The sequence below is a fragment of the Stenotrophomonas sp. 107298_Sma genome (assembly GCF_056480345.1).
On sequence record NZ_CM151094.1, the window covers coordinates 2,591,710 to 2,610,603 of the forward strand.

Genomic DNA, 18,894 nt, shown 5'->3' on the forward strand with positions numbered 1-18,894 from the left:
AAGCTTGCAATGCGAATCCTGCTGATCGAAGACGATGCTGCCCTGGCCGATGGACTGATCCGCGCCCTGCAGGGCGCCGGCCATCTGTGCGACCACCTTTCGCGCGGGCTGCACGCACCTGCGGCGCTGGCCAGTGCACCCTATGACGTGATGGTGCTGGACCTTTCATTGCCGGACGTGGATGGCCTCGACCTGCTGTCGCGCCTGCGCAACGATGGCGCCACCCTGCCGGTGCTGATTCTCACTGCGCGCGATGGCGTGGAGGACCGCATCCTCGGCCTCGACCGTGGCGGTGACGACTATCTGGCAAAACCATTCGCGCTGGGAGAGCTGGAAGCGCGCCTGCGTGCGTTGTCGCGCCGCCGCAGTGACGCACCAGCACAGAAGCGATTGGGCCGCCTGTGCTTCGACAGCATCCGCAACGAAGTGCAGGTGGACGGCCAGCGTATCGAACTGACCGCGCGCGAGCTGTCGCTGGTCGAGGCATTGATGCAGCACCCCGGGCGTACCGTGACCAAGCAGCGCCTGTTCGACGCGCTGTACAGCTGGGACCACGAGGCCAACCTGTCGGTGATCGAGGTCCACGTCAGCCGCCTGCGCCGCAAGCTGGAACAGGCCCGCGCCGGCGTCGGCATCCGCATGCTGCGCGGCCTCGGCTACCGGTTGGAGGCCATGGATGACTGAGCGCGTGCACAGCCTGCGTGGCCTGCTGCTGCGGCGCCTGTGGCTGCCTCTGCTGGTGCTGCTGCTGTGCAGTGCGGTGGGTTCATTCGCCTTGGCGCGCTTCTATGCCGGCCAGGTCTACGACCGCTGGCTGCTGGATTCGGCGATGTCGTTGTCCGAACTGGTGACGGTGCAGGACGGCCGCGCATCCATCGAAATCACCCCGGCGGTATCACGCATGTTCACCTGGGACACCGCCGACGAAGTGCATGGCGAAGTGGTCGACGCCGCGGGTGGGCGCCTGTATGGCGACCTGCCCGAGGCATTGCCTCGCCCCATGGCCGCCGCTGGGAATGACGACGCGGTGTACTACGACGCGCGGCTACGCGGGCAGGCCGTGCGCATGGTTGAAGTGGTGGTCAGCGCCGGCCCGGGCCATGACATCCGGCTGCGCGTGGCCGAGACACTGCGCAAGCGCCACCGGCTGGAGCGCAAGCTGCTGCTGACCAGCGTGCCGTTCCAGGCCGCAATCCTGGCACTGGCAGCGTGGCTGGCCTGGTCCGGCACTGGCTCTGCTGCACGCCATGCCAACCTGGTCGCGCGGAAGCTGGCCAGCCCGCGGCCGGATCCTTTGGCACCGCTGGATCCTGCGCAGGAAGCGCCGCGCGAACTGTGGCCGGCGGTGGAGGCGTACAACGCGCTGCTGCAGCGGCTGGACGCGATGCAGGCCGCGCAGCGCCGCTTCGTCAGCAACGCTGCACATCAGCTGCGCACACCGTTGGCAGCGATGCAGGTGGAGCTGGAGAGTTCATTGCGCCAGCATGATCCGCAGGCCCAGCAGCTGGCATTGTCCGGCACGCTGGCCGGGCTGGCCCGCTTGCAGCATCTGGTCAACCAGCTGCTGATGCTCAGCCGCTCCGAAGATCCGCATGGCAGCGCACTGCCGCTGCAGCCTGTGGACCTGGCCGCGTTGGCGCGCGGCGTGGTGGAGCGCTATGCCGACCGTGCATTGACTGCAGGCGTCGATCTTGGCTATGACGGGCCCGACGATGGCCTGCAGGTACAGGGCGATCCGCAGCTGCTGCGCGAGGCACTGGGCAACCTTCTGGACAACGCGCTGCGCTATGGCGGCGTGCGCGGCGTGATCACCCTGGGTCTGCAGCACGATGCCGGTGGCGTGCGGGTGTGGGTGGACGATAACGGCGCCGGCATCGCCGAAGCCGAGCGCGCGCGCGTCACGGAACGCTTCTACCGAGCCAGCACAGAAGGCGACGGCTGCGGGCTGGGGCTGGCGATCGTGGCCGAGATCGCGCAGCGGCATGATGCGGCGCTGGTGATCGATACCGCCCCGATCGGTGGCGCGCGGGTGGGGCTGCGGTTTCGTTCCCGCTGACGTCCTGCGTACCAACCAAGGTTGGCACCTACCAGTCACGCCATCCGGTAGTCGCCCACCTTGGTGGGCGCCGTTGACCTTCCGCGTGCCGACCAAGGTCGGCACCTACCAATCGTCATCTACTCATCGAATACGGCGCCTGCGCGCCCTGCCCCGGCCAGTCCTTGTTCGGCTCGGCCTGCATGCTGAAGCGCAGCTCGCCGCCGGCCAGGATCTCGTCATGGCGCAGGAAGGTGCGCTGCAACGGCTTGCCGTTGAGGCTCACGCTGCCGACGTAGGTGTGCTTGTCGTCCAGACCATCAGCCACGATGGTGAAGGTCTTGCCGTTGGGCAGGCGCATCGCGGTTTTCGGCAGGAACGGACGGCCCAGGATGTACTCGCCCGAGCCCGGTGCAACCGGGTAGAAGCCCAACGCGGTGAACACGTACCAGGCCGACATCTGGCCGACGTCATCATTGCCGGCCAGGCCATCGGGGCGGTCGGCATACTGAGTGTCCATGATCTGCTTCAGGCGTGCCTGGGTGCGCCACGGCTGGCCGGCGTACGAATACAGGTAGGCGACGTGGTGGCTGGGCTCGTTGCCATGCGCATACCAGCCGATCAGGCCGGTGATGTCTTCCATGTGCTCGAAGATGGACGGATCGACCTTGGCGTTGAACACCTCGTCAAGGCGCGCGAGCAGCTTGTCACTGCCACCGTGCGCTGCGGCCAGTCCGGCCACGTCCTGCGGCACGTACCAGGAGTATTGCCAGGCGTTGCCTTCGGTGTAGTCAGTGCCATAGCCGCTGGCGCTGGGATCGAACGGGGTGCGGAAGCTGCCATCACGCTTGCGCGCGCGCATGAAGCCGGTGTCCTTGTCGAAAGCATTGCGCCAGTTGCCGGCGCGCTTGTCGAAGGTAGCGGCAACATCAGCCTTGCCCATGGCCTGCGCCATGCGAGCGATGGTCCAATCATCGAAGGCGTACTCCACCGTCTTGCTGGCGGCCTCGCCTTCCTCGTCGATCGGCACGTAGCCCAGTTCGCGGTACTGCGCGATGCCATCGTACGGGCCGTAGTTGGCGGTCTCGACCATCGCCTTCAGCGCCTTGTCGGCGTCGAAGCCACGAATGCCCTTCACGTAGGCGTCGGCGATCACAGGCACGGCGTGGTAGCCGATCATGCACCAGTCTTCCAGGCCATGGAACGACCACACCGGCAGCATGCCGTAGGGGCTGTGCTCATGGTGTGCCAGCATGGAATTGACGAAATCGCTGTTGCGCTTCTCAGGCTGCACCAGGGTCAGCAACGGATGCAGCGCGCGATAGGTATCCCACAACGAGAAGGTGGAGTAGTTGGTATAGCCCTTGGCCTGGTGCACGGCATTGTCCGAGCCGCGGTACTGGCCATCTGCATCCATGAACAGTGTCGGCCCCAGCAGGGTGTGGTACAGCGCGGTGTAGGCGCTGCGGCGGGCATGCTCGGGGGCTTCGATATCCAGCACCGACAGCGCCTGCGTCCACTCCTGCTTGGCCTGCGCACGCACGCCATCGAAATCGAAATCGGCCACTTCCGCGTCGAGGTTGGCGATGGCGCCGGCCTCACTGACCGGAGAAATGGCCACCTTCACCACCAGCGGCGCGTCCAGCTTGCCGAAGGCGAAGGTGCCGACCAGCTGCTTGCCTTCGATCTGGGCGCGCTGCGCGGGATCCTTCTCGCCCGGCGGCGGGAAGCCCTTGTAGGCGATGTCCTTCTCGGTGTTGTGCAGTTCGTGGCCAGCCAGCGGCCGCGAGAAGCGCATCGCGAAGAACACCTGGCGGCCGGGCGCCCATCCACGCGTTTCGCGGAAGCCGGTCACCGTGCCATCGGCACGCACCCGCACCCGCGACCACAGTACCTTGCCCGGGTAGTCGTACATGCTGGTGCGCATGTCCAGCAGCACCTTGGCTTCGGCGCCCTTGGGGAAGGCATAGCGGTGCACGCCCACGCGCGCACTGGTGGTCAGCTCGGCGCGTACCTTGTAATCGTCCAGGGTGACCGCGTAGTAGCCCGGCTCGGCCTTCTCGTCGTCGTGACGGAAGCGCGAGGCGTAGCCGCTGCGCGGCTTCTCGGGATCGCCACGCTCCAGGCCCGGATTGCCGGTGAACGGCATCAGCAGGATGTCGCCCAGATCCGAATGGCCGGTGCCGGAAAAATGGGTGTGCGAGAAGCCGACGATGCTGCTGTCGTCGTAGCGATAGCCGGCCGCCCAGCCGTAGGCCTTCTCACGCGGCTGGATGCGCGTATCCGGGCTGAGCTGGACCATGCCGAACGGTACCGTCGCACCGGGATAGGTGTGGCCTTCGCCGCCGGTACCAATGAAGGGGTCAACCGAAGCGTAGGCCTTGTCGGCGGCCGTTCTGGCAGGAGCGGCCGACGCCAGGCCGGAGGCGAGCATCGCCGTGGCGGCGACGGCGATCAGGAGACGACGGTCCAGCGTGGGCATCGGCGTTTGGATCGATTCAGATGGTTGCCGGATGCTAGCACCGGGTTTGCTGCGCTGCATGTTGCAGTGCGGGCGTCCATCGGCCGTCTCAACGCTACATAGGCGTCAGTCCGGCAGCACGCCCTGCAACGTTGCCAGATCTGTGCTGTCGACCGGGCGCACCACCCGCGCCACTTCCAGGCCATCGCGCAACAGCATCACCGTCGGCCACAGCTTCACCTTGAACGCGCGGCCCAATGGCTTGCCCTTGCCATCTTCGATCTTCCGGTGCGGAAGATCGTTCGCCTCGACGAAGGCTCGCAACGCCGGCTGTGCAGCCTGGCAATGACCGCACCAGGCCGTCCCGAATTCCAGCAGCTGCCAGCCCGCCTGCGCCTCCACCTCCGCAGAGGTGGGCTCGGTCAGCAGGTGATCACGCATGAACGGCATGAGCGCTACGCCGCCAGTACCTTCTGGATGTCTTCCAGCGGCGCGTTGGTCAGATCCTTGGCGATGTCGCCCAGCAATCGCGCCTGGACTTCCTTGTGCAGCAGCGGGCGGATGCGGCCCAGCGTGGTCGGGTCGGCGATCAACACCAGGTGCGCATACCGGTTCTTCAACGCATCTTCGTTGAGCTGTTCGGCCACCTGCTTGGCAAACGTCGCTTCATTGAGCTGCGAGATCGACATGTCCTTGGGCACAGCACCGGCCGGGCCCTGCCCGGACACGCCCTGCTCGCTGATGTCCTGCAGGCGCAGCTCGCCTTCCTGCTTCAACGCAAGCTGGTGCGCGCTACCCACGTTGGTGAACACCCTTGCCGAACCACCATCGGCCACCACGATCAACGTTCCTTCGGGAATCGTACGCGCCATTGCACCCTCCATCAGTCAGAAAAAGTTGCTGTGTGCTCCACCCTATGCACATCGATGTCACCGGCGCGCCTACAGGATGTGATCCGGTCATCGCAATCTGCAATCCCCCCTAAATTTGTCCAGCGGCCTGCCGCTATGGCCTCCATCATCGCGAGGAACCTCTGTGCACGCTGGCTCACTGTTCCACGTCTACTTCGCCACCAGCCTGGCCATCCTCGGCTGCGCAGGGTGCATCCATCAGTTCCTGCAGGGCCAACCGCTGTTCTCACTCGCCATCATGTTCTCGGTGTTGACGGTGGTTGGTGCCGCACTGATTACGCGGCGGCTGGCGTTGCCGGGTGCGGTGGCGGTGGTCTGCACTGTGCTTGGATTGATGGCAAAGTCGGCCTGAGCCATCTGAACAGGCGACGTGGAACACAGCGTGCAGATCAGCCCGCTTCGCTGCACGCTCACGCCGATGCCGCTATCATGAACGGATGATCGACACGACCCACTACGTGACGGGCGAACCTGTTACGTGGAAAGCACTGCCGACCGGCGTTTCGCTTGCCACGATTGCTCCCGCCCTGAATTTCCATCGCCTCGCGCTGGATCCCGGCGGCTGACGCCCGCAGGCCCCCTGCCTGCATCCCCCACGCTGCTGTGACACCCGGCCGCTGACTGCGCTGCCGGTGTGATCCCGTTGCTGCGTTTCCGCCCCTGCGGCGGTGCTTTGCCGTGCGCGTGGCGTTGTGCCTGCACACATTCCCCGGCCCCCACGCCGCGCTCCGATGCCCCTGCGCCACTTGCGCCTGCATCGCCGTTTCCGATTTCCGGGACACATCACATCGCCCATCCCCTATTCCATACCTACAAGGGAGCCCCCATGCAGGACACGCCTGATTCCCATGCCCATTTTGGCTGGTTCAAACGCCGCCGCCACCTCAAGGTCGATGAGATCACCGTCGTCGACAAGCCCATGCTCAAGCGTGCCGTCGGTGCCGCCGCACTCGGCAACGCGATGGAATGGTTCGACTTCGGTGTCTACGGCTATCTGGCCGTCACCATCGGCCAGGTGTTCTTCCCGTCCAGCAACCCCACCGCACAGGTAATCGCCGCGTTCGCCACCTTCACCGTGGCGTTCCTGGTGCGCCCGCTGGGCGGCCTGGTGTTCGGCCCGCTCGGCGACCGCTACGGGCGCCAGAGAGTGCTGGCGTTCACCATGATCCTGATGGCGCTGGGCACGTTCTCGATCGGCCTGATTCCCTCCTATGAGCGCATCGGCATCTGGGCGCCGGTGCTGTTGCTGCTGGCGCGCGTGGTGCAGGGCTTTTCCACCGGTGGCGAATATGGCGGCGCGGCCACCTTCATCGCCGAGTATTCCACCGACCGCAACCGCGGGTTGATGGGCAGCTGGCTGGAGTTCGGCACGCTGGGCGGCTACATCGCCGGCGCCGGTACGGTCACCGCACTGCACATGCTGTTGAGCAACACACAGATGCTGGACTGGGGCTGGCGCATTCCGTTCCTGGTGGCTGGCCCGCTGGGCCTGCTCGGCCTGTACATGCGCATGAAGCTGGAAGAGACCCCGGCGTTCCGCGCCTTTGCCGAGGAAGCCGAGAAACGCGAGCATGATCGCCCCGGGCTGGCTGCACTGTTCCAGGTACACGGCCGCCAGCTGCTGGTGTGCATGGGCCTGGTGCTGGTGTTCAACGTCACCGACTACATGCTGCTGACCTACATGCCCAGCTACCTCAGCGTGACCATGGGCTACGCCGAGAGCAAAGGCCTGCTGCTGATCATCATCGTGATGCTGGTGATGATGCCGCTGAACATCGTCGGCGGATTGTTCAGTGACAGGCTCGGCCGCCGGCCGATGATCATCGGCGCCTGCATCGCGCTGCTGGTGCTGGCCATTCCGTGCCTGCTGCTGGTCGGCAGCGGCAACGACTGGATGATCTTCCTCGGCCTGATGCTGCTGGGCCTGGCCTTGGTGTGCTTCACCAGCTCGATGCCGTCCACGCTGCCGGCACTGTTCTACACACCGGTGCGCTACAGCGCGCTGTCGATCGCCTTCAACGTCTCGGTGTCGCTGTTCGGCGGCACCACGCCGTTGGTCACCGCATGGCTGGTGGAACGTACCGGCGACCCGCTGGTGCCGGCCTACTACCTGATGGGCGCGGCGGTGATCGGCCTGATCACGATGCTGTTCGTGAAGGAAACCGCCGGCCTGCCGCTGCGCGGCTCACCGCCGGCGGTGGGCAGCGATAGCGAAGCAGCTGCGCTGCTGAAGAGCGATGTGCCGGTGACGGTGGACCCGACCTTGCCGCCGCTGCCGGAGTCTGCAGAGCCTGAGCAGGTAAAACCGGCCTGAGGCTGGGCGCAGAACGCGATCCTCGCTTGGCGTGGATCTAAGGGGCCAGTGGCGCCGGGCGCGTACACCCGGCGCTACCTGGCGCTACTTCTTGATGCGGGTCAGCTTCCCCGGCGTCCAACGCAGCGTCCATGTGTAGTTTCCATCCGGCGGACAGACGTGGCGATTCGGGCTCTTCCATTCGCAGACCGTCGCCCCGGCACTGACGGTGAAATCGACAATGATGCGATCACCCTGGATGCGGATCGCGCGGATGGCGCCTGGAATCTGTTCAGCCGCGTCGTCACCATAGCCATACCTGCGGATGGCGGCATAGTCCTCTGCTTCCACCGGCGACAGGCTGTTCGGGTTCTCCTGGCCGCGCGGATCGTTCGCCGTCAGCACCGTCATCACCGCCACCACATTGCGTTGCGCGAAGCTGCCGCCACTGTAGTCGGACGTGTAGAAATACACGACCTCGGCACGGCCATCGCCATCGAGGTCGGCAACAGCGCTCCACACCGGACGGAAATCGGATTCAATGTCGTCGCCGGGAATCAGCCGCAAGTTGGCTTCGGCGGCGTGGAAGGCCTGCACCAGGCTGGGCGGCGATGGTCGCTTGGCGGCGGGCGACGCGGCCATCGCCGGCATGCAGGACAGCGCCAGCGCTGCAAGCGTCAGGCGGATCGGGGTCGAGCGGAACGTTGCGGATCCCTGCATGACACCCTCCTTGAATGTGCGAACAGCGTAGCGAAATCGTACCAGCCCTGTTGTGACCCTCTGCCAGGAAGTACTGGCCCTATCCGTTCAACTCCATCGCACGCATCACGATCGGCTTGGCCCAGTCAGGCGTATGCAGCAGTTCGGCCACCGAGACCGGGTATTGCAGCTGGCCGCGCTCCATCGCCAGCACCGGCAGCGGCTCGACGCAGCCCTCGGCATCAGCCGGTGCGCTGTTGTCGTAGACATGCAGCTCGGCCAGGTGTGGCAGCAGTTCCAGCAGGTTCTCGCGTGCCGAATCGAAACGGGCGTGGATCTTCTCCACTGGAATGTCGTGACCACCAGCCGCCACCCGCGCCGCAACGCGGGCGATATGCAGCTCGACCGTGGCCAAGCCACAGAACCAGATCGCAACGTGATGGTGTTCGCAGGCCTCACGCAGCAGGCGTGGAATGGTGTTGCCACCCAGCGTGGTCTCGAAGGCGAAGTCCGTGCCGTCGGCCATGGCCTGGCGCAACCGGCGGGTACCTTCCTGCCAGGCCTCGGCATTGGCCTCGGGCAGCGGCCAGCCGGCCTCGACCAGGCGCCGGGTGAAAGAATCGGGATTGAACCAGCCCAGGCCCTCCGCTTCCAGCCAGGTTCCCAACAACGAACTCTTGCCGGCGCCGTTGACGCCGGCCAGCACCAGGATCCGCCCCATAGATCAGAGCGGACGGCCGAGGGTGACCTTGCGGCCGCGACGGATCGGCTGGCCCAGCACCTTGCCCAGCCCTTCGCCGCGCTGCAGGCTGGCCAGGGTCTGGTCAAACTCACCGCGCAGGCGCAGCAGCTCCTCGCTGCGCTCACCCGCATCACCGCCGGCGGCCTTGGCCAGCAGCTCCTGATACGTGCGGATATCCACGATCACCGCTTCGGGATGATTATGGTTGGTGATGACCAGTGCCTGCTTCTCGCGCACGGTGCGCATCAGGCTCGGCCAGCCCCGGGTCTTCACCGACGAGGCCGGGGCCTTCTCAAGGCCAGGCAGATCCAGCGGCAGGGTCATGGCACGGCTCCAGACAGAAGTGGACTATGGCCACTATACCCAATTTGGCCAAATTGGGGATTAATGGCATTCACCTGCCTGTTCCAGCCTGGGGAGCGTCGGTCTGCAACAGGCTGTCGCGCTCGCGCAGCGGGAAGCGGATCCAGGCGTCCAGGCCCTGTGCGCCAAAGCGCAGCTCGCCACTGCCGGCCAGTTCATAGGGCACGCGCTGCTCGATCAGGGACCGGCCCAGGCCCCGCTGCCGGGGCAACTCCCAGTCCTCCACCTCGGCATGGCGCTCGCACCAGTGCAGACCCAGCCACGGCTGCCCTTCCTGCACCTGCAGGTGCCAGGACACGTCGATATGCCCATCCTCATGGGTCAGCGCACCATGCCGCAGCGCATTGGTGGCCAACTCATGGATGGCCAGCGACAACACTTCAGCGGCCTTCGGTGGCAGTAGCACGTCCTCGCCCTGCAGGCGGTAGACCGCAGCAGGCGGGGATTGCGCCGCGATCTCCTCATCCAGCATGCCGCGCAGGCACACCCCCGCGTTGGCACCACGGGTCAGCAGGCTCTGCGTGCGCGCCAGTGACATCAGCCGCCCGCACAGGCGTTCGGCATATTCATCCACGCTACCGACCGACTCGCGGGTACGCCAGGCGATGGCATGGATGGTCGACATGATGTTGCGCACCCGGTGCTGCAGTTCGGCCAACAGCACCGATTGGCGCTCGGTCGCACGCTTGAGATCATCGATGTCCACGGCGATGGCGAACACGCCGCTGACCTCACCGTCGGCGTCACGCAACGGAGCGGCCGCGACCCGCGTCCAGCGTGCGCGGCCATCATCGTGCAGGTACTGGAATTCCAGCCCCGGCACCACGGTCTCGCCGCGCATCGCCCGCGCAATGGCGAAGTCGTCCGGCGCAATGGGGGTGCCATCGGAATGGCAGCCGTGCCAGCGATGCTGGTTGTCCGCGTCCCTGGAAGGCACCTTGCCGGTGGGCAGGTAGGCGCGCATCTGATCATTGGACAGCAGCATGCGGCCCTGCAGATCGACGATGCACAGGCCCACCGGCAGCATCCTGAAGGCCAGTTCCAGGCGCCGTTCGCTCTCGCGCCGCCGCAGCTCCTCACGCTCACGCGCGGCCAGCGCCATGTGTGCCGCGGTGGTCTCGAACATGGTCACCAGCACCCCGTTGATCCGCCCCTCTTCGCCACGGATGGGGCTGTAGGTGATGGTGAACCAGACGTCTTCCAGGCGCCCATGGCGGACCAGCGGGTACAGTTTGTCTTCGAAGGTGAGCGTCTCGCCCTGCCATACACGGGTGTAGAGCGGACCGTTGATGTGCCAGACCTCTGGCCAGCATTCACGGGTCGGCTGCCCAAGCCCGCCAGGATGCTTGTCGGCCAGGATCTCGGCGTAACCATCGTTGTAGAGCTGTACCAGCTGCTCGCCCCACAACACGATCATCGGGAAGCCGTGGGCCAGCATCAGATCTACGGTGGCGCGCAGGTGCGGCGGCCATTGCTCGATCGCGCCCAACGGGCTGCGTGACCAGTCATGGCGGGCGATACGCGCGGCCATGCCATCGTGGCGCGCGTGCGGGCGCGGCGTGGGTGGCATTCCGCCACGCAGCTCGGCGGCGTGAATGCCTTCAGGACGGCGCGACATGCCGCGCAATCAGGCGATGCCCGCAGGGACCTGCGGCGTCGCCACCAGCCCGGCCAGCTGCTGCACCAGGGCTTCGATGTGATAAGGCTTGGTACAGCGCGGCGCGCTGGCGAAGCGGCTGGGCAGGTTGTCGTCGTAGCCGGAGGTCAGCAGGAACGGGGTACCGGCCTCGGCCAGGCGGTCCGCCAACGGATAGACCTGTTCGCCACCGAGGTTGATGTCCAGAAGGGCCACGTCGATCGGATGGGCATCGACCAGCTGCCCCAGCGCCTGCAGGTTACCCGCCGGCCCCACCACCTGTGCGCCTTTCAGCTCCAGATAGTCGACCAGGAACATCGCGATGGCGAATTCATCCTCCGCCACCAGTACACGCAGCCCTTTCAGGCCCTCTGGTTTGTTGCCCGCTTCCAGCACGACCGGCGCTCCTCGATACACGCGGCCCACCTCTGCCGCAACGCCCGCAGGATGCGCGAACCGGGCTACAAGGGCGCGTGATGATGGATGAAGGTCGCGGCCACGGCGCGTTCACCGCGGCATTGCAGCGGCGCGTTCAGAAGGCCCGCTCCCACTTCAGGCTGAGCAGGCTGCGGTCGTGGCTGTACAGCCAGTCGACATTGCTGTCGATGCGGGCATAACGCAGGCTCAGGCTGGGCACCAGCCCGGCCACGGCCAGGCGCTCGCTGCGGACGATGGCGATCAGGTTCTGTTCGCTGTCCTCACGCCGTGCTTCCAGCAGCGGACTCCAGGTGTCGTAGTCGCGATGGCGCAGCGACACGAATACGGTGGCCGTGGTGCCGATCCACTGCCGCGCCGCGCCCAGCCGCACGCCGCGCTGGCGGTAGCCGTTGGCCGGGTCGGCTGCGCTGCTGTCGGTGACATCCAGCCCGGCGAAAACCGTCCAGCGCGGGTTGAGCGCGCGGAACCAGGTGGCATACAACGATGCCAGCTCGCCGTCGTAGTTGCTGGCCAGGCCCTGCTGTCGATACCGCTGGCGCTTCCAGTCGGCCTCCAGCTTGAGCAGGCTGCGTGCATCCAGGGCGTACTGCCATTCCCCGTGCACGCCACTGCCGCCCTGCAGCGCATGGTTGCCCAGGCCCTGGTAGTCATAGCTGGGGGCAAGCAGCACGGTCTGCCGTGCACTACGCCAGCTGTAACCCGCCTGCACGTTGGCATTGAGCTCGTTGTACGCACTTTGCCCGCGCCATGTCTGACCGAAGGCGAGACCGCGCACGTACAGCCCATGATGCCCGCCGAGCACCCAGCGCCGTTCCAGGCTGGCGTCGTAGTCCAGGCCCGCCGCGCGCTGGGCGTCGGGCAGTTTCCGTTCGATGATGCAGGCGTCGCCCACGCCGAACAGGCAGGTGCGACTGGCCGAGCTGCGGTTGATGTTGTCACTCCATGCCGGGCCGGCGGACAGCGCGCCTTTCCAGCGCTGGCGCGCCTGCAGGGCACTCAGGTAGCCGTCCACGCGAGCGCGGACGCCGGCCGTGGCCGGATCATCGGCATTGATGCCCGCAGCGATGGCCGTGAACAACGCGACCGCATCGCGATCGCGCTGGTCTTCTGCGTAGACACGCGCCAGTTCAAGGCGTGCCGGCAGGAAGTCCGGCTGCGCCACCAGCAGTGCTTCGTACTCCTTCGCCGCGCGGCGATGGTCGCCCGCCACCCGCGCCAGCGCCCCTTGCGCATAGTGGCGCAGCAGTGGGTCATGGCCGGGCAGTTCGATGTACTCATCGAGGAACGCAGCGGCGGCCTGCCATTGCTGATGCTGCAGTGACAGGTAGAGAGCCTGGCCAAGATCATCGACGGTGCGCTCCACGCGCAGCGTCTGGCCGTCGATGGTGATGGTCGGCCGCTCCGACTCGGCCTGCTGCAGGCGCTGCTGGTCCTGCTGCTGGTGACGCAGGTCGGTGCCCTGTTCGAGCACGCGGCGAAGATCGTCCTGCTGTGCGCGCACATCGGCGGCCGCCAGCAGCAGAACGACAAGGAAGATGGAGTGGCGCATGGTCGATCCGTGGTGGTGCATGCAGCGGGCCGAAGCAGGGACTGGCGGATCGCGGCTTGCCCCTGCCCTGCCCCGTCAGGGGCGTGGCAATCAGTTCTTGCTGCCGCCGAAGGCGGTGTCGTACTGGCTGTTGCCACTGAAGGTGGCGATACCGGCCAGGGCGTCCGCGTTGGCGCCGAAGAACTGGCCCTGGGTGGTGCCAGCAACGCTGCCGTTGGCAGTGGCCGAACCGGCGAACGACGCATTGGCGCTGTTGATGTTGGCGTTGACGTTGATCGCCAGGCCGCCACCGGTCAGGCCGCCGAGCAGCTTGCCGCTGCCGAAGTCCGCACGGAAGGTGCCCGACAGCAGGTTGCTGCCGTTGAACTTGTTCAGGCCCGCAACGCTGTAGGTGGCCACACCGGCCGGAAGCGTGGTGCCGGCACGGTCACCGACGAAGTAGACCTGGCGGTTGTTGAAGCCACCAGCGGCGCCATCCTTGGACCACTCGCCAAACCACACATCGCCGCTGCCAACCTTGACGAAGTTGAAGTGGCCCATGCCGGCATGGCTGCCCGGTGCGCCGGTGATCGGCATGGCCAGCGTGCGCACAGCGGTACCATTGACGGTGGTGGTGCCCGAGTACAGGCTCAGGCCCTGGAAATCGACCGGCTTGGCGTTGGAGACGGTGCCGACGCCGATACCGGCCTTGCCTGCCTTGTGCGGGCCACCGTTGACCTGCGATTCGCCGACGGCGACGTACAGTTCGGCGTCGGTCACCGGGCTGGCCGCACCGACGATGTCAGCGGCATGCGCGGCGCCGGCCAGGGCAAAGGTGGCAGCAACGGCGAGAACCGAACGGGAGATCATCTTCATGGTATTGCTCCTTGGGTTGTGGGAACTACGGGTACAACGCTTGAAAGCGGGAGGTCAGAAGCGCGCGGTGAAGCCGAGCTTGAGGGTGCGGCCCGGCGCCGGCAGCGTGGAGCGCGTGGCCGGGTCGACGTAGTAGCGGTTGCCGAGGTTGCTGCCCACCAGCTCGACACTGGCGTGCTCGTTGAAACGCCAGCGCGCGTATGCATCGACGGTGGTGATGTTGCCCCAGGTGAACGGCACGTTCTGCCACAGCAGGCTGCTGCCACCGGCCAGCAACCGGTCGCGATAGGCCTGTAGATCGGGGTTTTCGTGGCGCTGGTAGTGCACGATGCGGCTGCCCAGTTCCAACCGTTCATCGAACAGGCGCGTACCGAGCGACAGGTTCACCGACAACTTCGGAATCGCCTGGGTCAGCAGGTAGCCGCTGACGAAACCGTCCTGCACGCAGTTCGGAACCAGGCCACGGTTGGCATCCAGCAGCACTGCCGTGCTTTCGTCGCACACCTCGTTTTCCAGCGTGCGCGAAATACCCAGGTCGGTGAAGAAGCGCCGGTTGTCGAAGCGTGCCTGCAGCTCGATGCCGCGGATGGTCTGCTTGTCGATATTGTCGAACAGGAAGTAGGCGTCGCGCTCGATCACGTTGCGGGTCTTGTGCACGTAATAGGCCAGCTTGACGTCGGCATCGGCCGTGTTGCCGAACAGGCCCGACAGGTTGTGCACGTAGCCCAGCTCGTAGTTGTAGGCATGCTCGGGCTTGAGCGTGTACAGCGGGTTGAGGCTGCTGGAGAAAGCGATGGTGCTTTCGAACATGCTGGGGAAGCGCACTGCTTCGCTGTAGCGCAGGTAGACGCGCGCGGCCTTGGACAGGTTCACGGTGGCCGAGAAAGTAGGCAACCACGCGTGATCGCGGCGGCGGTCATTGCGCCCGTCCACCGGCCGCGACTGCATGGTGTTGCCGATATTGCAGACCAGGTCGCTGCCTGGGTAGATCGGCAGCACGCCGGGTATGACCGCCACCTGGCCGTTGAGACAGGGGTTGGTCGCACGGGCATAGTTGCCGTTGCCATCGGGCAACCACGGAAGCCGATGTTCCACCGCCTGCGGCGTCTCGTAGTACGCCAGCAGACCATGCAGTGCATCGTCAACCACCGAACCCATGCCGATGCTCTCCCAGAACTCGCGTTCGGCCTCCAGTGCATCGATCTGCGCTTGCAGGCTGGCCGGCCGCTCGGGCAGCTCATTCGTCCGGTAGGTCGCCTCCTTGCTGCCCACGCCCTTGGTCAGCAGCTCCGGATGCGCCTGCAGGAAATCATCGAAGGCCCAGTAGCGGCTGTAGCGCACGCCGGCGTTGAAAGCAAGGAAGTCGACCGGACGCCATTCCAGATTGAGGTAGCCCTCGCCTTCCTGGCGACGGCCAGCGCGCGGGTACATGCGCCAGCCATCGGACGGGCCGAAATACGGGTCACGCGAACCCAGCTTCTCGTACTGCCAGTTGCCGCCCACGGTCAGGTCCAGCGTGGAATGCAGGGCGAAGCGGTTGCTCAGGGTCAGGCCGGTTCGGTCGTTGCTCGCATTCGCCAGCGCGGTGTTGCGCAGGATCGGGCTGGCCCCGGCATTCCAGTCCGGATTGCCGGGAGCGAAGTTCGGGAAGCCGCCTGCGGTGTAGGTATCGCTGTCCGTCTCAGTGCGCCACAGGTTGGCGTAGAGGTCCAGCCAGCGGCTGCCGGCCGGCTGGAAGCGGTACTCCAGGTTCCAGGCATCGGACGCAACCCGACTTAGCGGCCACTGGATTCGTCCGTAGTCCGGCGCGGACAGTATCCGCGACGGCATGATCTCGCCATAGTGCGACAGCGTGCGCCGCCAGGTGGCCTTCAGCTGCTGCTCGTCATTGATCTGCCAAGTTCCCTTGACCAGCCACGACTCCTGTTCGCTGGAGGTGTTGGGCACCTCATCGCCGGGCTTGAAATAGCGCGCCAGCGTGGTGATGTAGTCGATGCCCTGGTACTCGTACTGCTCGCGCCGGTCCTGGTCGTAGTAGGCGCTGCCGTTGCTCCCGGAGAAGTAGTTGCCGCGCTTGCGCCAGGCGTAGGCGGCCATCAGGTCGACGTTGTCGCCACGCACGCCCAGCGCCAGGCGCCAGGCCTGGTCCTCGCCATCGAAGAGGTTGTTGCTACTGCGCGACTTCACCGGCACCATCAGGGTGCGGTCGTCATAGGGCGAGTTCGGCGAGCCCTGCGGGAAGCCCGTTACGGTTCGGTAGTCCTCGCCGGTGTGCAGGCGAGGCAGGCGTGGCGCCACCGCATTGCTGCTGCCTTCGATCTTCAGCTCCCCGCCGAAGCGTTCGCCGGCAGCAACAATGTCGTCAACGTCGATGGTCTTGATCACCAGCGCGCCACCGATCCCGCTGTGCACATCGCGCACCAGCCCTGGCCCCTTGATGACCTGGATGCCACCAATCAGGTTGGGATCGATGTAGTTGCGGTTGCTGACGCCGTTGTAGCCGCGCCAGACCGTAAGCGCCTGTTCGCCACCGTCGATGCTGACCGGCACCCGCCCCGGCCCCTGGATGCCACGGATGTTGACGTCCAGCGCACCGCTGTTGCGGGCGTCTCCACTGAACACACCGACCAGATCCTTGACCACGTCGGCCGGATTGGAACCGCGATAGCGCTCCACCCGGTCGCGCCCCGAATACGCCGTGGTCAGGTCCAGCGCGAACACATCATCGTAGCCGCGCCGATCGCGGGCCTCGCCCCCTTCCGACTGCAGGCGACCGGCCACGTCCAGTTGTTCAGGGGTGGGATATATCAGGGGGGAATGCGAGATATCTAGCCGGAAGACCCCGGAAGAAAGCTGGCAATGGCGGATCGATATGAAAGGCCATTGCGCCTGGTGCAATCAGGGTGCTGTGCGGAATAGATCCAGCTGATCCAGTCCGCCAGCTCGATCCTGAGCCCGGCGGATCAACCGGCGAATGCTTCGTTCGTGCATTCCAGTCTCATGGGCCAGTTTAGCGGTAGATGCACCGGCCAGATAGGCGCGTAGGATCTCGAGCTCGCGCTGAGTAGCTTTAAAATGTGCATCCTTCGGGTATGTGATGGTCTGTCCGCCCCAGTGTTCGGCCAAGCTGTCGGCCACCGCCGCTCCTACCAAGTCAGCAACCTTGTCTGGCAGGGCATGCTCACGATTCAGCAGATCCGCCACCACTTCGGCGATTTCGCTGAGAAGCTCATGACGGCGGGCCTCCATCGACTTCATGCCGAAGGAGCCTCCCGCCGGGCGCGGCGATTGGCGTCGATCTGAAGAGCGGCAATCACTTTGGACAGCTGATCCGGGTTGCACCATTCCAGGCGTCCTACCTTGAACATGTGGCGGGCCACCGAATGTGCATATTCCCACTCACGCCCCGAATCGGCCAGCAGAGCCTCGATCTTGGCCAGCTGAGGGGATAGGTCACCCTTGGGGCGACCGGCCCAGCGCTTGGCCGCATATGCCGCCTTGGCTGGAATGCCCCCCAGGCGGCGCAGCTCGTTGGCGATCGCATCGAGCTGCCGGCGATCGCACTTGCCGGCGCTGCGCTGGGCAGCCCCGTGCTCCTTGGATACGCGCTCGACCAGGTCGCGGTAGACGTCGTCGGAGAGGCCGAGCTTCTTGGCGCCGGCATGGATCGCAGCCAGGACGCGGTTACGGCCGTCGCCGGACTTGCGAGTGCGGGTCATGCCTTGCTCCGTACGCCCTGGGCGGCGCTGAGGGCGGTCTGCCATGCCGGCACGTCCTGCCCGGCATGATCCCGCAGCTGCAGCAGGCCGGGACGCGTGCCAGGCACGATACGGCCACCGGCCTTGAGCACTTCCGCGACCTGGTTCTTCTTCGTCAGCGGATCACGGTGCATCAGTGGTCTCCTCTTCGCTGCCGGTTTCGGTCAGCTCCTGCTGGATCAGCAACAGCGTCCTCGCGCGGCACTCGTTGAAGCCGTCGCGCCATGCCTGACCGGGCGTCAGGTCATCAAGCGGGCCTCCAATCTGTTCGCTCAGCCACATCGGCGGTACACAGTGATGCCGCTCCAGGGCCTTGGTCGGCACAAAGATCGGCTGAATCAGCCATGCGTCTTCATCCTCCTTGGCGAAGGCCTCGGCGTCGGTGCGGCGAGCGAAGTGCAGCGCTGCGTCCCTGTCGGCTGTCCACTCGGGACCGAAGTCGCCCCACTTCCGCCAGCGGGTGCCTTGCCCATCAGCGACTACCCATCCCTGCGCAGACGAGGCAGCGTAGAGCGGCTCGATGCTGACGAGCTCGAATGGGCGTGGAGTAATACCAAGGGTGTCCAACGTCGGGGACAGGTCTCCCTTGACCAGCGTTTGGCATAGGGAGGCGTTCTCTTTGTACTGCCGAAACCTGGCAAGCCAGTAGGCAGGGACCGTGCCCTCGGTGCGGGCAAAGGCCAGCACCGCGTCCACCGCGGCCCTCACTGCCGAGCGCGAGGGACCATTGGCCAGGGCCCGTGGCGCTGCCTTGTAGGCCCGCCATGCGGCGTCGTACACGGTCTCAGCCATGCGACACCTCCACTTCCTCAACCTGCATGAGGCAGGAATCGAGATCGGGCCGGTCGTCCCAATCGACCAAGCGGATGCCGTGGGGCGACGGCCAGCCCTCCAGCTGATCGAACTCACGCTGCATACCCTCGGTCGAGTAGCTGGAATTCACGTCCAGCACCCAGCCCATGAACTCGGCGCCCGCCATCTTGATGACGGCGAGCACTGCGTCGCCATCGGCTTCGTCGAGGCGCTCATCAGCACCGGTCCAGAACTTGTTGATTTCCGTCGCCAGCTCCGGCGTCAGGATGCTGTGGTCGATCTCCAGCTGTACCTGGCCTTCGCCCCAGTTACGTTCGATTCTGTAGTGCTTGATGGTCATG

The 18,894-nt window shown here is 65.7% G+C and carries 20 protein-coding genes and 1 pseudogene; 5 read left to right on the forward strand and 16 right to left on the reverse strand.

All coding sequences use genetic code 11. The features are described from left to right. Positions 1–9 precede the first annotated feature (9 nt). A complete protein-coding gene (locus ACZK2G_RS12115) occupies positions 10–684 on the forward strand; it encodes a response regulator (protein WP_426353397.1) in 675 nt (224 codons plus the stop codon). Then, positions 677–2,056: a sensor histidine kinase gene (locus ACZK2G_RS12120; RefSeq protein WP_046984639.1), complete on the forward strand. Its 1,380-nt coding sequence runs from the start codon at positions 677–679 to the stop codon at positions 2,054–2,056. Before ACZK2G_RS12115 ends, ACZK2G_RS12120 begins: the two co-directional genes overlap by 8 nt. 115 nt (positions 2,057–2,171) lie before the next feature. On the opposite strand, the gene ACZK2G_RS12125 is transcribed toward ACZK2G_RS12120, so the two are convergent. The 3 genes from ACZK2G_RS12125 to ACZK2G_RS12135 all read right to left on the reverse strand — a co-directional run bounded on the left by ACZK2G_RS12125 (position 2,172) and on the right by ACZK2G_RS12135 (position 5,368). Then, positions 2,172–4,517 carry a GH92 family glycosyl hydrolase gene (locus tag ACZK2G_RS12125; protein WP_478473413.1) on the reverse strand — a complete coding sequence of 782 codons (2,346 nt, stop codon included), beginning with the start codon at positions 4,515–4,517 and terminating at the stop codon, positions 2,172–2,174. Between the two features lie 105 nt (positions 4,518–4,622). Beyond that, a complete protein-coding gene (locus ACZK2G_RS12130; protein WP_295381417.1) occupies positions 4,623–4,946 on the reverse strand; it encodes a thioredoxin family protein in 324 nt (107 codons plus the stop codon). A 5-nt stretch (positions 4,947–4,951) separates the two neighbouring features. Next, complete coding sequence (locus tag ACZK2G_RS12135; protein WP_136637933.1) at positions 4,952–5,368, reverse strand: baeRF12 domain-containing protein; 417 nt, start codon at positions 5,366–5,368, stop codon at positions 4,952–4,954. 163 nt (positions 5,369–5,531) lie between these two features. On the opposite strand from ACZK2G_RS12135, the gene ACZK2G_RS12140 reads away from it, so the two are divergent. From ACZK2G_RS12140 to proP, 3 genes are all read left to right on the forward strand, one after another. Further along, on the forward strand, positions 5,532–5,759 hold the full coding sequence (locus tag ACZK2G_RS12140; RefSeq protein ID WP_046984635.1) for a hypothetical protein: 228 nt from the start codon (positions 5,532–5,534) through the stop codon (positions 5,757–5,759). Between the two features lie 85 nt (positions 5,760–5,844). Continuing rightward, on the forward strand, positions 5,845–5,973 hold the full coding sequence (locus ACZK2G_RS12145) for a hypothetical protein (RefSeq protein ID WP_282567735.1): 129 nt from the start codon (positions 5,845–5,847) through the stop codon (positions 5,971–5,973). Positions 5,974–6,233: 260 nt separating this feature from the next. Beyond that, positions 6,234–7,721 carry a glycine betaine/L-proline transporter ProP gene (proP, locus tag ACZK2G_RS12150; RefSeq protein WP_478473416.1) on the forward strand — a complete coding sequence of 496 codons (1,488 nt, stop codon included), beginning with the start codon at positions 6,234–6,236 and terminating at the stop codon, positions 7,719–7,721. A gap of 84 nt (positions 7,722–7,805) precedes the next feature. Here the strand turns inward: proP and ACZK2G_RS12155 are convergent, their stop codons facing one another. From ACZK2G_RS12155 to ACZK2G_RS12215, 13 genes and pseudogenes are all read right to left on the reverse strand, one after another. After that, positions 7,806–8,420 carry a hypothetical protein gene (locus ACZK2G_RS12155; RefSeq protein ID WP_478473417.1) on the reverse strand — a complete coding sequence of 205 codons (615 nt, stop codon included), beginning with the start codon at positions 8,418–8,420 and terminating at the stop codon, positions 7,806–7,808. A gap of 79 nt (positions 8,421–8,499) precedes the next feature. Next, complete coding sequence (locus ACZK2G_RS12160) at positions 8,500–9,120, reverse strand: ATPase (protein WP_136637931.1); 621 nt, start codon at positions 9,118–9,120, stop codon at positions 8,500–8,502. A gap of 3 nt (positions 9,121–9,123) precedes the next feature. Further along, positions 9,124–9,465 (reverse strand): type II toxin-antitoxin system prevent-host-death family antitoxin, encoded by a 342-nt coding sequence (locus tag ACZK2G_RS12165; protein WP_005413623.1) that lies wholly within the window; start codon positions 9,463–9,465, stop codon positions 9,124–9,126. A 70-nt stretch (positions 9,466–9,535) separates the two neighbouring features. Further along, positions 9,536–11,122 carry a sensor histidine kinase gene (locus ACZK2G_RS12170; protein WP_046984630.1) on the reverse strand — a complete coding sequence of 529 codons (1,587 nt, stop codon included), beginning with the start codon at positions 11,120–11,122 and terminating at the stop codon, positions 9,536–9,538. A gap of 9 nt (positions 11,123–11,131) precedes the next feature. Next, a complete protein-coding gene (locus ACZK2G_RS12175; protein ID WP_046984629.1) occupies positions 11,132–11,536 on the reverse strand; it encodes a response regulator in 405 nt (134 codons plus the stop codon). Positions 11,537–11,672: 136 nt separating this feature from the next. Continuing rightward, the gene (locus ACZK2G_RS12180; protein ID WP_136637928.1) at positions 11,673–13,127 is read right to left on the reverse strand and encodes a surface lipoprotein assembly modifier; all 1,455 of its coding nucleotides are present in this window, start codon (positions 13,125–13,127) and stop codon (positions 11,673–11,675) included. Between the two features lie 90 nt (positions 13,128–13,217). Next, complete coding sequence (locus ACZK2G_RS12185) at positions 13,218–13,982, reverse strand: Slam-dependent surface lipoprotein (RefSeq protein ID WP_478473419.1); 765 nt, start codon at positions 13,980–13,982, stop codon at positions 13,218–13,220. Positions 13,983–14,036: 54 nt separating this feature from the next. Continuing rightward, positions 14,037–16,775, reverse strand: a pseudogene (locus tag ACZK2G_RS12190) (TonB-dependent receptor domain-containing protein); the annotation flags it as partial. A gap of 105 nt (positions 16,776–16,880) precedes the next feature. Beyond that, a complete protein-coding gene (locus ACZK2G_RS12195) occupies positions 16,881–17,240 on the reverse strand; it encodes a Mor transcription activator family protein (RefSeq protein ID WP_478473420.1) in 360 nt (119 codons plus the stop codon). Further along, complete coding sequence (locus ACZK2G_RS12200; RefSeq protein WP_478473421.1) at positions 17,237–17,701, reverse strand: phage protein GemA/Gp16 family protein; 465 nt, start codon at positions 17,699–17,701, stop codon at positions 17,237–17,239. Before ACZK2G_RS12200 ends, ACZK2G_RS12195 begins: the two co-directional genes overlap by 4 nt. Further along, positions 17,698–17,874 (reverse strand): hypothetical protein, encoded by a 177-nt coding sequence (locus tag ACZK2G_RS12205; RefSeq protein ID WP_478473423.1) that lies wholly within the window; start codon positions 17,872–17,874, stop codon positions 17,698–17,700. The genes ACZK2G_RS12200 and ACZK2G_RS12205 overlap by 4 nt, the downstream gene beginning before the upstream one ends. Further along, on the reverse strand, positions 17,864–18,532 hold the full coding sequence (locus ACZK2G_RS12210) for a hypothetical protein (RefSeq protein WP_478473424.1): 669 nt from the start codon (positions 18,530–18,532) through the stop codon (positions 17,864–17,866). The genes ACZK2G_RS12205 and ACZK2G_RS12210 overlap by 11 nt, the downstream gene beginning before the upstream one ends. Further along, positions 18,525–18,893, reverse strand: a complete 369-nt coding sequence (locus ACZK2G_RS12215; protein WP_478473426.1) for a DUF2528 family protein — start codon at positions 18,891–18,893, stop codon at positions 18,525–18,527. The genes ACZK2G_RS12210 and ACZK2G_RS12215 overlap by 8 nt, the downstream gene beginning before the upstream one ends. Position 18,894 lies beyond the last annotated feature (1 nt).